General features: G+C 38.4%; 15 protein-coding genes. 9 read left to right on the top strand and 6 right to left on the bottom strand.

The features are described 5' to 3' along the window. The first annotated feature begins 24 nt into the window (after positions 1-24). Positions 25-255: a hypothetical protein gene (locus EHQ62_RS12875; protein ID WP_135643356.1), complete on the top strand. Its 231-nt coding sequence runs from the start codon at positions 25-27 to the stop codon at positions 253-255. On the opposite strand, the gene EHQ62_RS12870 is transcribed toward EHQ62_RS12875, so the two are convergent. Beyond that, entirely contained in the window at positions 239-814 is a 576-nt protein-coding gene (locus tag EHQ62_RS12870; protein ID WP_135643354.1) for a Maf family protein, read from the bottom strand. The genes EHQ62_RS12875 and EHQ62_RS12870 overlap by 17 nt on opposite strands. Before the next feature lie 39 nt (positions 815-853). Here EHQ62_RS12870 and EHQ62_RS12865 point away from each other — a divergent pair, with 39 nt between their 5' ends. From EHQ62_RS12865 to EHQ62_RS12855, 3 genes are read left to right on the top strand one after another with little or no spacing between them, the layout of a single operon-like run. Further along, on the top strand, positions 854-1,096 hold the full coding sequence (locus tag EHQ62_RS12865) for a hypothetical protein (protein ID WP_135643352.1): 243 nt from the start codon (positions 854-856) through the stop codon (positions 1,094-1,096). Beyond that, the gene (locus EHQ62_RS12860) at positions 1,093-1,830 is read left to right on the top strand and encodes an SDR family NAD(P)-dependent oxidoreductase (RefSeq protein ID WP_135643350.1); all 738 of its coding nucleotides are present in this window, start codon (positions 1,093-1,095) and stop codon (positions 1,828-1,830) included. The genes EHQ62_RS12865 and EHQ62_RS12860 overlap by 4 nt, the downstream gene beginning before the upstream one ends. Positions 1,831-1,840: 10 nt before the next feature. Beyond that, on the top strand, positions 1,841-2,473 hold the full coding sequence (locus EHQ62_RS12855) for an L-threonylcarbamoyladenylate synthase (RefSeq protein ID WP_135643348.1): 633 nt from the start codon (positions 1,841-1,843) through the stop codon (positions 2,471-2,473). On the opposite strand, the gene EHQ62_RS12850 is transcribed toward EHQ62_RS12855, so the two are convergent. Further along, positions 2,465-3,586, bottom strand: coding sequence for a CapA family protein (locus tag EHQ62_RS12850; RefSeq protein WP_167482876.1), 1,122 nt, complete (start codon positions 3,584-3,586; stop codon positions 2,465-2,467). The genes EHQ62_RS12855 and EHQ62_RS12850 overlap by 9 nt on opposite strands. Between EHQ62_RS12850 and EHQ62_RS12845 the strand changes: the two genes are divergently transcribed. Beyond that, positions 3,540-5,234: an alkaline phosphatase family protein gene (locus tag EHQ62_RS12845; protein WP_208720675.1), complete on the top strand. Its 1,695-nt coding sequence runs from the start codon at positions 3,540-3,542 to the stop codon at positions 5,232-5,234. The genes EHQ62_RS12850 and EHQ62_RS12845 overlap by 47 nt on opposite strands. Positions 5,235-5,254: 20 nt before the next feature. Here the strand turns inward: EHQ62_RS12845 and EHQ62_RS12840 are convergent, their stop codons facing one another. The 4 genes from EHQ62_RS12840 to EHQ62_RS12825 are packed head-to-tail and all read right to left on the bottom strand — an operon-like array spanning position 5,255 to position 9,453. Further along, positions 5,255-7,447 carry a ribonuclease R family protein gene (locus EHQ62_RS12840; RefSeq protein ID WP_135643345.1) on the bottom strand — a complete coding sequence of 731 codons (2,193 nt, stop codon included), beginning with the start codon at positions 7,445-7,447 and terminating at the stop codon, positions 5,255-5,257. A gap of 4 nt (positions 7,448-7,451) precedes the next feature. Then, positions 7,452-8,147, bottom strand: coding sequence for a tRNA (adenosine(37)-N6)-threonylcarbamoyltransferase complex dimerization subunit type 1 TsaB (gene tsaB, locus EHQ62_RS12835; protein ID WP_135643344.1), 696 nt, complete (start codon positions 8,145-8,147; stop codon positions 7,452-7,454). Next, entirely contained in the window at positions 8,144-8,602 is a 459-nt protein-coding gene (tsaE, locus tag EHQ62_RS12830) for a tRNA (adenosine(37)-N6)-threonylcarbamoyltransferase complex ATPase subunit type 1 TsaE (protein ID WP_135643342.1), read from the bottom strand. The genes tsaB and tsaE overlap by 4 nt, the downstream gene beginning before the upstream one ends. Further along, positions 8,599-9,453, bottom strand: coding sequence for an Hsp33 family molecular chaperone HslO (locus tag EHQ62_RS12825; protein WP_135643340.1), 855 nt, complete (start codon positions 9,451-9,453; stop codon positions 8,599-8,601). The genes tsaE and EHQ62_RS12825 overlap by 4 nt, the downstream gene beginning before the upstream one ends. A gap of 75 nt (positions 9,454-9,528) precedes the next feature. Here EHQ62_RS12825 and EHQ62_RS12820 point away from each other — a divergent pair, with 75 nt between their 5' ends. The 4 genes from EHQ62_RS12820 to EHQ62_RS12805 all read left to right on the top strand — a co-directional run bounded on the left by EHQ62_RS12820 (position 9,529) and on the right by EHQ62_RS12805 (position 13,958). Further along, positions 9,529-11,511 (top strand): beta-galactosidase, encoded by a 1,983-nt coding sequence (locus EHQ62_RS12820; RefSeq protein ID WP_135643338.1) that lies wholly within the window; start codon positions 9,529-9,531, stop codon positions 11,509-11,511. 21 nt (positions 11,512-11,532) lie between these two features. After that, on the top strand, positions 11,533-12,426 hold the full coding sequence (locus tag EHQ62_RS12815) for an LIC_10030 family protein (protein WP_135643336.1): 894 nt from the start codon (positions 11,533-11,535) through the stop codon (positions 12,424-12,426). A 10-nt stretch (positions 12,427-12,436) separates the two neighbouring features. Then, on the top strand, positions 12,437-13,279 hold the full coding sequence (locus tag EHQ62_RS12810) for an inositol monophosphatase family protein (RefSeq protein ID WP_135643334.1): 843 nt from the start codon (positions 12,437-12,439) through the stop codon (positions 13,277-13,279). Between the two features lie 106 nt (positions 13,280-13,385). Further along, positions 13,386-13,958, top strand: coding sequence for a superoxide dismutase (locus tag EHQ62_RS12805; protein WP_135643333.1), 573 nt, complete (start codon positions 13,386-13,388; stop codon positions 13,956-13,958). Positions 13,959-13,986 lie beyond the last annotated feature (28 nt).

Below are 13,986 nucleotides of genomic sequence, written 5' to 3'. Positions count from 1 at the left end.
CTGGACTGAGGCGATAATCATAGTATGGAAATCTCAAGTAATGTGGCAAGAGTTTCAGGATTAGGGGAACCGTATATGTATGTTTCTCCCACATACAATACACAAGCGGTAGAGCAAGTGGAAGCGATCCAGGCTCGTTCCTACCAGCCAAAATACCCAAGTTCCGAAACAAAAAACCAAGTTCAGGAAATCCAATCCACACCAGAAGCGAAGGCCTCTTACAAACCTGGCAACCTCGTCAATCTTTACGCGTAATCGCTTCTAACCACGAACCGATCCATATTTCGTGGTGACTAAAAAAACTTCGTAACGGAAATCCCATCACATTTGTATAAGACCCAAACCATTCTTTGACGGGTCCTTCTGTATCCTGGATTCCATAAGAACCAGCTTTATCAAAGGGCAAACACCGATTGATATAATTTCGGATCTGTGACTCATTCCATTGATGGAAGAGAATGGATGTTTCTTCAAAAAAAAATTCAGTTTTCGTTTCCTTCCTTAAGGCTGCCCCAGAATAGACAGAGTGTTTTTTTCCGTTAAGAGTGTTTAAGATCCGAAACGCATCCGCTTCATCCGTTGGTTTGTGTTGGATTTGATTTTCGTACACAACGATTGTATCTGCTGATAGATAAACATGATTTGGTCGTAAATCGGATCCAAGTTTCGAGTGAACCATTCGTTCTAAATATTGGAGTGGGGTTTCGTTTTCCCTTTGAGATTCATCGATATGTTCTGGTTCGATTTGGAAAGTAAAACCCAAGTCGGAAAGGATTTGTTTTCTTCTGGGGGATGCTGACTTTAATACAAACAAATTCTTGCTATTCCTTACGGGATATTGTTTTCTTAGTTCATGGTGAGTCCAAGATTTTTTACGATTCTTATATGGGTATTCGTTCTACTCATTGGCTGCAAACGAGGGTATTCCGAAGACATCCAAGATTGTAATCCAATTGCTGATTATTACGAAAAAGGTACCCACTATATCCGAAGGGATTTGGTAAAAGATGACAATACTCTCGATTATAAAAAATTAATGGAAGATACAAAACCGCAGGCTAGCGAATGTTATCCGTCCAATCATGAGGTAAAATGAATTTATTCGATGTAAAAGGTAAAACTGTACTCATTACGGGAGCAAGCCGTGGGATTGGAAAATCTTTAGCGATTGGATTTAGAGATGCAGGTGCGATTGTGTATGGTGCTGGTTCAAAACCAGAATCAATCCATTGGATGGAAAAAGAAGGCATCCATGGTGTTGTTTTAGATGTAAGGAGTGAAGGAAGTGCCTATGAAATCATTGGGCAAATCAAATCCAAACACGGACGAGTGGATACCCTCATCAACAATGCGGGAATCGCTACCAATACACCCGCATCAGGTTTTAAAGAAGATGAACTACAAAATATTGTTCAAACCAATTATGTAGGTGTCTTTCGAAATTGCCAAGCCTACTACAAACACCATAAAAAAGAAGGAGGCAATATTATCAATGTTGCATCTGTTTTGGGTATGGTTGGTAGCAAACTAGCGTCTGTGTATTCGGGAACTAAGGGTGCCGTCATCACTCTCTCCAAAGCACTCGCCATTGAGTGGTGTAATAATGGTTACCGCGTCAATGTCATTTGCCCAGGGCTTATCGATACAGATATGACCGATATGATCAAAGATAAAGAATTTATCATGAAACAAGTACTTGCTGGCATTCCAATGGGAAGACTAGGGAAACCAGAAGATATATTGGGCGCTGCCATTTATCTAGCTTCCGATTCCTCAGCGTATATGACAGGACAATGCATTGTTCTTGATGGCGGACTGACAGCTCAGTAAAAGAAAAATTATGATCATCTACCTCCATCCAGAAAATCCAGAAATCCGGAAATTAAAACAAATTTCGGAACGATTGAAGGATGGAGCCATCTATATTTTCCCAACTGACACAGTTTATGCGATCATTGCAGATGCTAACTCCAAAACGGCAGTCGAAAAAATATACTCAATCAAAAAATTACCCAAAGACAAACCGCTTTCGCTTCTTTGCAAAGACATTTCGATGGCGTCCCATTTTATCGAATACCTTCCTAATTCCGCCTATCGGTTTATGAAACGAGTGACACCTGGACCGTTTACCTTTGTACTTAAGGCAAATAAAAATCTACCAAAACCTTCGATCGCACACCACAAAGACAAACAAATTGGCATTCGTATCCCTGACCATATCTATCTAAAAGAACTATTAAACATTCATGATTCTCCCCTGACTTCAACTTCTGCATTCAGTAATGACGAATTCATCATCGATATAGATGACCTAGAAACGATTTATGGACATCTTGTAGATGGGATAGTAGACGGTGGTATTGTAAAAACCGAGTTATCAACGATGATTCAAATTCACGATGATTCCATCGAACTCATCCGCGAAGGCAAAGGTTACGAACTCATCCAAAACGAGATCCAACAATTAGAATAAACTTCCACCAATTCCTGGAATTTTTATCAAATACGATTCGTATTCGAACATCCGCTTTTCCAAATGTTTTGGCAATTGGATGGGGAATTCCCGTTGTTTGTAGTTTTGGATGGGTATGATCATATAGTTTCTTGGATCCACCCAAACAGATTTTGTTTGGACCTTTTCAATCTTTTTAACCAACTCTTTACCCAGCTCCAATGTGAGTGTAAAGGAAAGGATCACACCTCCATCCGTAAACTTTCTATTCTGTGCTGATAAAAAATTTCCTAAAGAATAGGCAACTAATCGTTGTTCGTTAGAATTTTGATCTTTATAAAAATCTAGTTTTTGGACTACATGTGGATGGCCACCAATGATGATATCGGCTCCTGAATTAATTCCAAGATTTACCCATTTGGTTTGCGATTGGTCTGGTTTTTCAGAATATTCCGTACCATAGTGGTACCAAAGAATGATAAAATGTGCTCCATTTGCCTTTGCAAAATCGATATCATTTTTGATTTGATCCTCATTTAACAAACGTACGATGCGTCCCTCTCGAACCGGTATTCCATTCGTGGAATAAGTATAATTATAAATTGCTATTTTGATTCCATTTATATCTTGGATAAAATCTTTTCGATTTTGGTAATCTTCATAAGATGCATAGGAACCAATCGGAATCATGCCATTCTCGGAAACTGCACGAATTGTGGTATCGATGCCTTTTGGTCCAGTGTCAGCGGAATGATTATTGGCAGTTGATAGAATATTGAATCCGGCCTTTTTTAAACCATGCACATAACCAACGGGACTTGCAAATCTAGGATAACCAGAAAACTCACTTGGGTTATCTGATATGGTTGTTTCTAAATTTCCTAAAGTCAAATTTGCATTTTGTAAAATTTCTGAAACGTATTCGAAACTTTTAAAGGAATTATATGTTTTGGTTTTGGAATCAAAATAGGAGGAAATTTGAGAAGAATGGCACATTAGATCTCCGACAAATTGAATTCTCACTTGCCTAGTGGGAGTGAAATCAGGGAGAGTGTAACACGAAAGGGATGTGATTGTGAACAATAGAATGAAAGATAAACTTTTTATCGTATTTGCCGTTGGTATTGTTTTCATTCTATTAAATTGTAAATGGGAAAAAGATTATAAACGCGCTGCATTTCTTTCCATGCAACCTGACACCGATTTGATCCTTGCTCCCTATCCATTTTATATTTTTGATCGAGAGGCGCGGGATGCAATCACTCTTTCACATTATTCAAAAGAAGAGATCAAAAATATACTAGAAGAACACGAACTTTCTTGGGATACACTGAGTGAACAATGGAAATTGGAATTAGAAGAGGAAAATTTTACAAAGGAAGTCAATTATACTTCGCACTATACGCAATACTCGTATGATACAGAAATACCAATTTGGATTTATGGTCCTAAATGGTTTCAATACGGAATTTACTCTGATGAAATTTTCCAACAACACATTCCTTCGATTTATTCAAAAATATTACAATTTGATTTTTCAAACAAACTCAGTTTAGATGCGTATCAAAAAATTTTTAGAGAACAAAACGAAAAACCAGAAATCATAGTTACCATTGTCGTCGACCAAGGTGGTAGGCAACTTTATAAAGCACATAAAGGTGCTTATCCGTTTCTAGAGTCCCTCTCTTCCAACTCCGTCTATTTTAAAAAGGCAAAAGTGGCCCACCTTGAATCACATACTGCTGTTGGCCATATGGCGATTGGGACAGGAGCGTTTCCGAAAGATGCAAGGGTATTTTCCAATGAAATTTATACCTACTCAGAAGGAAAAGTGAAACACCGCCCTGTTTACCAAGGAACCAACAATTCACTTGACTTAAGTGAACTAAATTCTGCAAGTTTTGCTGATGAGTGGGATTTGTTTCTAAATAATGAACCTGTAATCATTAGCCAATGTTATGCGAATCGGGCAGCTGTAGGTATGGCAGGCCACGGAAAAGAATTCCAACTTAAACAAAATAAAACAAATCCAATCCAACCAGATGCCGATTTCGTTTACTGGCAAGATGTTAAAAATTTAAATTGGTCAACGTATTCCAGTGCCTTTGATAAACCTTTGGCAACCGGGAAATATAATTTATATCCATTTTACCTAGCGAATCAGGCAAATATCAAAACCCACTTTGAGGTGAATAACCCAATCGAATTTCTTTCCAAAATACACCATTTCCAAGGGTCAGAATTCCAAGTCAGAATGGATGGTGCTTTATTCAGAGATACGATTGAAGAAACAATACTCAAAAAAAATAAACATAAAGATGGGAAAACGGATTTAGCGTATCTTACATTAAAAGCTACTGATGCGGTGGGGCATCTTTATGGATGGGAAACAAAAGAAGCAAAACAAGTTTTGCAGGCAACTGATGACGAAATCAAAAGAATATATGATTTCTTAAAAACTCACTATGAAGATAATTTTATTTTGCTCGTAACGGCTGATCATGGAGCTGCACCGATGCCAGAGATTTCCAATGGTTTATTCTTAACTCATGAAACATTTTTTAAATCTGTGAATGAATTACTTCCCGAGTCAGAAAGAAACAAATCTTCCCTTGTAAAGTGGGTGACCCATTCCCAGTTGTCTCTAAACAAAGATTTGATGAAAGAGCATCACATCAGTGAAGAAGAAGTGATTCAGAAAATATTATCGATTGAAGTGAACCATAGAAAGTTTTTTAGGAAAATTTGGAAACGAGATGAAATACCGAATGCATCATTCTAAAATACTTTCGGTTTAATGGATTACTTTTTCTTAAGAGAGGTTTCTTCTTTTTTAAAATCTTTCAATTTCAAAAACACTTTGATTTCTTCAAAATCGATTCGATCCAAACTCACTGTCACTGGATCGCCAATAAAAAAGATTTTTGAATATTTTTTGGAATAAAAAGAAAAATCATTTTTAATCATCACTTCAAATTCATCCGTGAATTCGGATTTGTCGAGAACACCTTCTAAATTTGAGATATCAAGTTCCACAAAAATTTGGGAAGGTCGAATCCCCACGATAAACCCTTTGAATTCTTTGATTCCTGTTGATTCTAAATAACGAAAGGATTTGATTTTAACGATGTCCCGTTCTGCATCGGCTGCCCTTCGTTCTTCTTCGGAGCAGTGGAGTCCCATTACCGCAATTTCATTCTCAGAGTATTCTTTCTCCGCTTCCAATAGTGTTGCATGTAAAACTCTGTGGACAATTAAATCCGGATAACGTCTGATAGGAGATGTGAAATGACAATAGTCTTTAAAACCTAGACCCCAGTGGCCGAGTGGATCGGCACCATAATATGCCTGCATAAAACTTCTCAGGAGTAAATAATTGAATATTTTTCCAACGGAATTGTCTTGGATTTCTTTTACGGCCTTCATAATCTCAGGATAACTTGTGTCGTGGATTTGTACATTGTAACCATTGAGTTGGAGGAAGTGGTTTAGAGTTTCTAATTTTTCTTCATCCATTGGTTCGTGGATGCGGTGAAGGGTTGGAATCTTTTTTTTACGCAGGAATTCATCAACTTTCAAATTAGCAGATAACATCAACTCTTCTATGAGAATATGACTGGTAAGGCGTTCACGATTTTCAATTCCAATTGGTTCTTTTCTTTCGTTCCAAGTGATCGTTGTTTCACGTAAGTTTAAGTCGATACGACCCGTTTTCATCCTATGTTTCCGAAGTGCATCCGTGAATAGAGAGACTTGGTACATCCAATTGTTTGGGTCCTGCGCCTTTATTTCTTCTTCTGCCATTTCATAGGTATAACGTTTCTTCACTTTGATGATGGATTTATAAAATTTAGCCTTATAAATTTCGCCAGTCTTACTTGCTTCCATCTCTACCGTAAATGCCAATCGATTGGTATTTGCAACAAGACTGCATAGGTCTTCTGAAAGTATTGGTGGTAACATAGGAACCACACGATTTGCTAAGTATACAGAAGTTGCTCTTTCATAGGCTTCTTTGTCTAAAGCTGAACCTTTTTCTACGTAGTAAGATACATCTGCAATATGGATCCAAACCCGAAGCCGATTCCCTTCGTCCAGAAAACTGATGGCATCATCAAAATCCTTTGCAGTAATCCCATCAATCGTAACAGCATACAAGTCACGTAAATCAGTTCTACTATTCCAATCAGAAACTGTTTTTTCGGAAACTTCTTCAGGAAAATCTAAAGGGATAAAATCAGGATGGACTGGATCATAATTGTATTTCATTAAAATCCGTTGTAAGTCTGAGTCTTCTTTCGTGTCAGATTCAAATCGAATGAAACTTACATCATACAAATTGTCTTGAGGTTCAGCCCCTTCTTTTAATTTCACGATAAGAACATCGTCGACGTTAATTGCATCAAAACTATCCTTTAGAATAGACTTTACATGAAGGACTCCTTCTTTTCCGTCGCCTAACATATCTAAGAAATTTCCAAATACAAATTTATTTGTTTTTTCTTTGACTTTCATGCGGTAGAGGATACGGCCTCGTTTGAGGACCTTTGTGACTTCTGCCTCCAAACGATCTTTTTTGCCGATCCCTAATGGAATCACTTCTACTTTGTCTCCACTGATCGCCGTATTTGTGAGCGGGCCTGGAACAAAAATTTCATTTTTTGAAGGTAATGAAATAAAGCCATCGCCCCTTCTTGATATCGAAATTCTACCAGTCAATCGAAAGGGACTAGCAACTGTAAGGTATTTTTTGTTCGGGATTAATAACCCTTCGATTTCGAGTAAATTGCAAAGTTGGTCTATTAGAAATTCGATTTCTTTTCTTGGTACTTTTTCTTTACGTTTAAAGGATTTTACTTTTTTAGATTTTGGGTCGGGTCGTTTGAACTCACTCGATTCAGTGAATTTTTTTTTGATCTCTTGTCTTGTGATATCTTTACCAGCTTTTTGGTCTAGATATTCGATGATTTTTCTTTGTATTTTATAGGTATCCATAAATTCATTTTTGATCTACATAGGTCCCACGGATGTAATTGGGTAGGAGAGATAAATAGTCGTAATTTTTTAGATCGTATTGTTTGATTTTTTCCAAACTATACTGCAGTATAGACGATAAATTTAAGTTTGTCGCTTCAATTTTTATCGCATCTTTTGGATAAAAATCAGGCAAATTTCCCGTATAGTACCAATTGTTAGGTGTGAAACCAATTGCATCAAGTGATTGTATGATTTCGCTAGGTGTTTGGTCTTTCGTTTCCGAGATATTGGATCCATTCAAAAACTTCGTATAGTATTTTCCCTGTTTTCCATCCAAACAGATCAATGCGGCTGTTTGAATTTGTCCTTCTGGAAAATTGACACCCAAATTGTTCGTTTCCATCCCGGCTAAGTATAACATGGTACTTTCAAATCCAACCACAGGGATTTTCCATAATTGTCCCAAATCTCTTGCTGTAGTCACCGTTATGCGAATGCCTGTAAAAGAACCAGGACCATTTGGGACAACAATACAATCTGGTTTCTTTGTATTGGAACTCTCAAGTGCAGTTTGGATCATTGAAACCAAACGATAAGAGGCCTCTTTCGGCGATGTTTCAATGAGTTTTGCAGGCAAATGGAATCCATTCTCCTCCTCAACAGAAGCTATCAGGACATGTATCCAATCTTGGGTTGTATCAAAATAAAGAAGTTTCATATAACTTCCCCTTCCAACCATTCGATCGTATAGGAGCGATTTTCAATGTCCTCTGAAGTAATGGTGATATAAATCCGATTTTCTTTTGGAAGGATGGAGTCCGCTTTTTGCCACCATTCAATGGCTGAGACATCTTCTTTTCCCCAGATTTCTTCAAATCCCAGGTTTTCCAGTTCGCCTAGGGATTGGATTCGGTAAAGGTCAAAATGCACCAAACGAAACTTATGCGAATCATAAATATTGTATAAAGAAAAAGTGGGGGAATTGATGGAACTTTTTGTTCCAAAACGGGAAAACCATTCTCGGATAAAGGTTGTTTTACCGGCACCCATTTCCCCGGTGAAAAGCAGTATGGGTTTTTTGTTTGAAAAAAGATAAGATGAGACGATTGAATCCAAACTTGAGAAAACTGGTTGTAATTCTGTTTCTCTCAGCGAGAGAAAATTGGCTTTCATTGTTTGAAAAATTTCTCCACATCGAAGGAATCAAATTGGTATGCGGTGCGACAAAATTCGCAAGTGATTTCGATTTTTCCCATCTCATCAATGATCGAGTTTGCCTCTTGTTCCCCAAGAGAGGCGATGATGTCTGCTACTTTGTGACGGGAGCAATCACATAGAAACTCAGGCGATTCCTTACTTAAAACTTCCAAGGGAGAACCAATTTCTTTTTCAAGTGTTTCCAAAATTTGATCAATGTTTAAAGTCCAAAAGGATTCCTTTGTGATGAGGGAATTGATTTTGGATCGTAAAAATATAAAACTTTCTTCTGTAGCTTCTGGCAATGCTTCAAAAAAGATACCTTTGGCTGAAAAATCATTCCCAGGAAAATCAAATGGAACCACATCCATTCCGACCATGGCCCTGATTTGTTCTGATTCAGTGAGGTATTTGATAAAATTTGCTTCGAATGTATCTTCTATTAAATTTGTATAGGATTGGTACGTATCTGATTCATAATCCCAACGGATTACTTTCATAATCCCTTGTCCCAGGATAAATTCATTTCGAATGTCTCCCTCTTCATGGTTTGCAGAATACGCAACCGATTTCATTTTTCCATAGCGATCACTATAAGCTAATGCTTGTTTATTGGATTCATCCTTCCATTGGATGCTGACTTTTTGTTGGTTCTTTGTCATTTCCGCAAGGAAAAGTGCACCCATCATCGTTTTGGATAAAAAAACAGACATTTCTTTGTTCAGAGAGTGAAGGAACATAGGTTCCTTAGCAGTTTCAGTAAGATTCACAATGGTAAATCGGTAGTGATGAGTGTTTGAGATTCCTAAAATAACTTGGTCAGACATTATTTGATTGAAAGAGGTGTTTTCTGATTCAGTCTGTGTCACAAGATAGATTCTGCAATCGCAAAAAGGAAAAATATGATCTTTGGAGCCTGTTATTACCCAGAACAATGGAACCCTAAGGACTGGGATGAAGACCTTAAAATCATGAAAGATATGGGCCTTTCATCTGTTCGGCTTGCAGAATTTGCATGGGGACTCATGGAGCCAAAAGAAGGGAAATTTGATTTCTCCCTTTTTGATGCAGTTTTAGAAAAAGTGCAAAATCATGGAATGACAGCAATCCTTGGAACTCCTACCGCAACCTTTCCTCCTTGGTTGTACCAAAAATTTCCGGAAATTGTCCAGGTTTCAAAAAACGGAATCATCCGCGGGATTGGAACCAGACGCCAGGCTTGTTTTTCATCCCCTGCTTATAAAAAGGCTACGGAACGAATTGTTACAGCAATGGCAAAACACTTCGGAAACCATCCCGCTGTGGTTGGTTGGCAAATTGATAATGAACCAGGGCATGAAGGTTCTGATGTTGACTATTCTCCCCTTGCCGAAAAGAATTTTAGAGTTTGGTTAAAACAAAAATACAAAACATTAGATTCGCTTAACAAACGTTGGGGGAATATTTTTTGGGGAGTGATCTATTCTGATTGGAATCAAATCCCTCTCCCAGGCGCACATGTGGCGAGTAATTATAATCCGGCAATGATCCAAGATTATTACCGTTTCCAATCGGATGAATTGGTGTCTTACATTCACTTCCAAGCAGAGATCATAAGGAAGTATAGTAAAGGAAAACCTCTCACTACAAATTTATATCCATCTCCATTTTTACCCGTAACGGATATGTATGAAATGTTCAAAAAATTGGACTATGTATCTTGGGACAATTATCCGGTTTGGGGGAACCAACAAGAACCTTACCCACACCCGCTCGTCACAGCCACCCAACAGTACTCTCGTGGTTTAAAAAACAAACCATACACTGTGATGGAACAATTTTCCGGTGTCCAAGGGCATGATACCTTAGGTTACCTTCCCCCACCTGGACAAATTGGACTTTGGCTGACCCAAGCCATTGTCAATGGTGCCAACCAAATTTATTTTTTTCGTTACCGAACGGCTAGGTTTGGCCAAGAACAACTTTGTTATGGAATCTTGGACCATGGCAAAAGGAAAACTTCCAAATACTACGAACTCAAAAAAACAATCGAAGGCATAAGAGAATTTGCGGAGGACATAGCCGATGCACCTTACCCAGCTCCAGTAGCAATCCTTCACGATATCGAAAATGCAAGGAATTATAAACACCAACCGCTAAGTGATGGGCTACGGTTTGCACCAGTTCCATTTGCGGAAGTGGGTTATGATATCGAACTTGCGACCTGGTTTGCTGGGACAAATGTCTTAAATGTAAACGCTCACTCATTGCCGATCCATGCAGACGGAGACTGGTCTCAGTACAAAGTACTCACTGTTCCATTGTATACAATGTTTGCACCTGAGACAGTAGAGAAGTTGAAAACCTATGTGGAAAATGGTGGAACCTTGGTGCTTGGGTACCGGTCTGGGATTAAGGATAAAGACCATTGGATGGTGGAAGATCCTGTTCCTGGTGTATTCTCCAAAATGGCTGGAGTGGAGGTGTTCCAATTTGAAGCACCTGCTACGGATAAGGTGGGGATTCGAATGGGATTTTGGCCTCTGAAAGGTTCCAAATTTTGTGAAATCCTAGAACCTACGACTGCGAAAGTAATCGCCCGTTACCGTGATCGAAAGAAATTCTATTCGGGAAAACCAGCCATCACAGTAAATTCTTTTGGTAAGGGAAAAGTCTATTACGTAGGTACATCGCTCACTCCTGAAAGTTTTGTTTTGCTTTACCGCAAAATCCTAAAGGGAGCGGGGGTAAGTTTTGGTTTCTTAGGTGCAACCATTGAAAGGCATACCCGAGAAGGAAAACATTACAATTATGAGATAACGATGAACCATTCCAATCAATACAAATTGGCTGGCTTCTCAATATTAAAACCGTTTGGGTATAAAATCAAACGTACTCAAAAATGAAACCTGAATTGAAAACAAAAAATGAAAATACAAGATTATAGAACCATCAATCGAATTTTAGGCGATGTTTCTGACAAAAACAAGGTGGGGGAATTGTTTGTTGATAATTTACATTCTCCTTACATACAATTTTCAGAACGTTTTACAATCCATGGAACATCGATCACGCAACCAGAGTTCGGTGATATTAAAGACTTTGTCCATACCCTAATTAAGTTTTTGCCTGAGGCAGTTGATGGGACTAGTTTGTTACCAGAACCAAGACCAAAACGAGAAACCGGTAAATTATTTTTTGTTCGGCCCATGATGTTTGGCCCCTTTCAATTTTTGTATGTCTTCTCTGTTGATATGTTGTATTTGGGTGGAGCCAAATCAGAAGAAATCAAAAGACCTGGTTCGCAAAACATGACTCCTACGATCATCACCGATCGATTGTATTTCCAAGTGAAGGTTATACCCATCAAAACCCTAAAAGAAGACGGAGAAAATGTAATCGATTTTGAAGCGAAACGTTTCCAAGGAGGAGAATTTCGTGTTGAGTCAGAGCGAGATGAAAACAAACCCATACGAAAGTTTTCTGAAATTTTTGATGAAATTGATTTTTCTGATACAGAAACTAAAATCAGAGAAGAACTGGGGATCACTTCTGAAATTTGGAAGTTAGGTAGAATTTACAGTCCTATTGGAATTGATTATCTGTCTTTATCCCTTCGTTTTTTGGAACCAAGCCTTCCCAAAACCATACATCATTTTAAAAAGTTTTACCAAATTCTAGAAAATACCAACCAAACGATTCCCGAAGGAACATTGAAAATGTTTCACGAATATCTGGCTTCTTTTGAAGTTGAGAGAACGGTTTCCAAGTCTGGGAATATTTTATGGAAAGTACATCAGAAATTAACCGATAATGGATAAGTAAATCAATATGGGCATCTCTTCACCAACTATCAATTTTCCTGTCGATGAAACCATCAAACGCATCGAATATGTCAAAGCCAATGCAATGGGTATCATCCATGAGGCTAAAAAAATACAAAGAGAAGTTTCGGCCATTCGGTCAGACACTGATGCTGATGAAAAAGAAAGGATTGATGCCGCCGATGGTAAGTTAGGTGATATCCTCATTAGATTTTTGCAAAAGTCTTTTCCAAAAGATGGAATTCTTTGTGAAGACAAACCTCCGATTGATGGAGGGGAATTCAAATGGGTTCTGGATCCAGTGGATGGGTCAATGAACTTTGTTAGAGGACTCCCTCTTTATGCCATATCCTTCGGTTTGGAACATAGGGAAACGCCAGTTGGTGGTGTGGTCATTGTCCCACCACAAGAATCCGTTTATTCGGCTGTGATGGGGGAAGGGGCATATAAAAATGGGGAACAAATTGTAACTTCCAGAGTATCTGAACTCAACAGAGCCATCTTTTCACCAAACCTTCCGACAAAACGGGCGCACATGATCCAAGAAATCATGGCAGACCTGTCTGGATTTCTGACGTATGCACGTTCCTTTCGTCGTACAGGGTCATTTGTTTTGGATTCCTGTTTCATTGCTGAAGGTGTGATGGATGCGATTTGGGAAAAAACTGTAAAACATTGGGATGTTTCCGCCATTTCTGTGATTTTATCAGAGGCAGGTGGGAAATTAACTGACTTAAATGGAGTCCATTACTATACAGGACTTCCTGAGTTAGTAGCTTCCAATGGAGTTTTACACTCAGAAATTTTAAAATTATTGAAGACAGTTCGTTCTACCGTCAGTCGAAATTGATAGAGGGAATGATTAGAATCATTCTACTTTTTTAGTTTACGATTTGCTTTTGTGAATGAGACTAGAGACAAAATACAAATACACTTGAATCCATCAGGAGACCACCATGGAACATAAACTCCCAGAACTACCTTATGCAAAGGATGCACTCGCTCCCCATATTTCTGCTGAAACGTTAGAGTTTCACTATGGAAAACACCACCAAACTTACATTACAAACCTCAACAATCTCATCAAAGGGACTGAATTTGAAAGTGCAAGTTTAGAAGACATCGTAAAAAAATCTTCTGGTGGTATTTTCAATAATGCAGCGCAAGTTTGGAACCACACTTTCTACTGGCATTCTCTTTCTCCAAATGGTGGGGGAGCTCCAAAAGGTGCAGTAGCGGACCTCATCACAAAATCCTTTGGTTCGTTTGATTCCTTCAAAGAAAAATTCACACAATCTGCAGTCACAAACTTTGGATCCGGTTGGACATGGCTTGTGAAAAAAGAAGACGGACTCGAAATCGTGAACACAAGTAATGCAGGTAGCCCATTAAAGGATGGTCTGCAAGCGCTTCTCACGATTGATGTTTGGGAACATGCTTACTACATTGACTTCCGCAATGCTCGTCCAAAATACGTGGAAGCATTCTGGAATTTAGTGAATTGGGATTTCGCAAATAAAAATCTCTAAAAATCGGATTCTAATCTGAAACAAGAAA

The sequence above is a fragment of the Leptospira jelokensis genome (genome assembly GCF_004769635.1).
Taxonomy (GTDB): Bacteria; Spirochaetota; Leptospiria; order Leptospirales; family Leptospiraceae; genus Leptospira_A; species Leptospira_A jelokensis.
The sequence above is the reverse complement of the archived record's forward strand: the minus strand, read 5'-3'. Positions and strand labels throughout refer to the sequence as shown.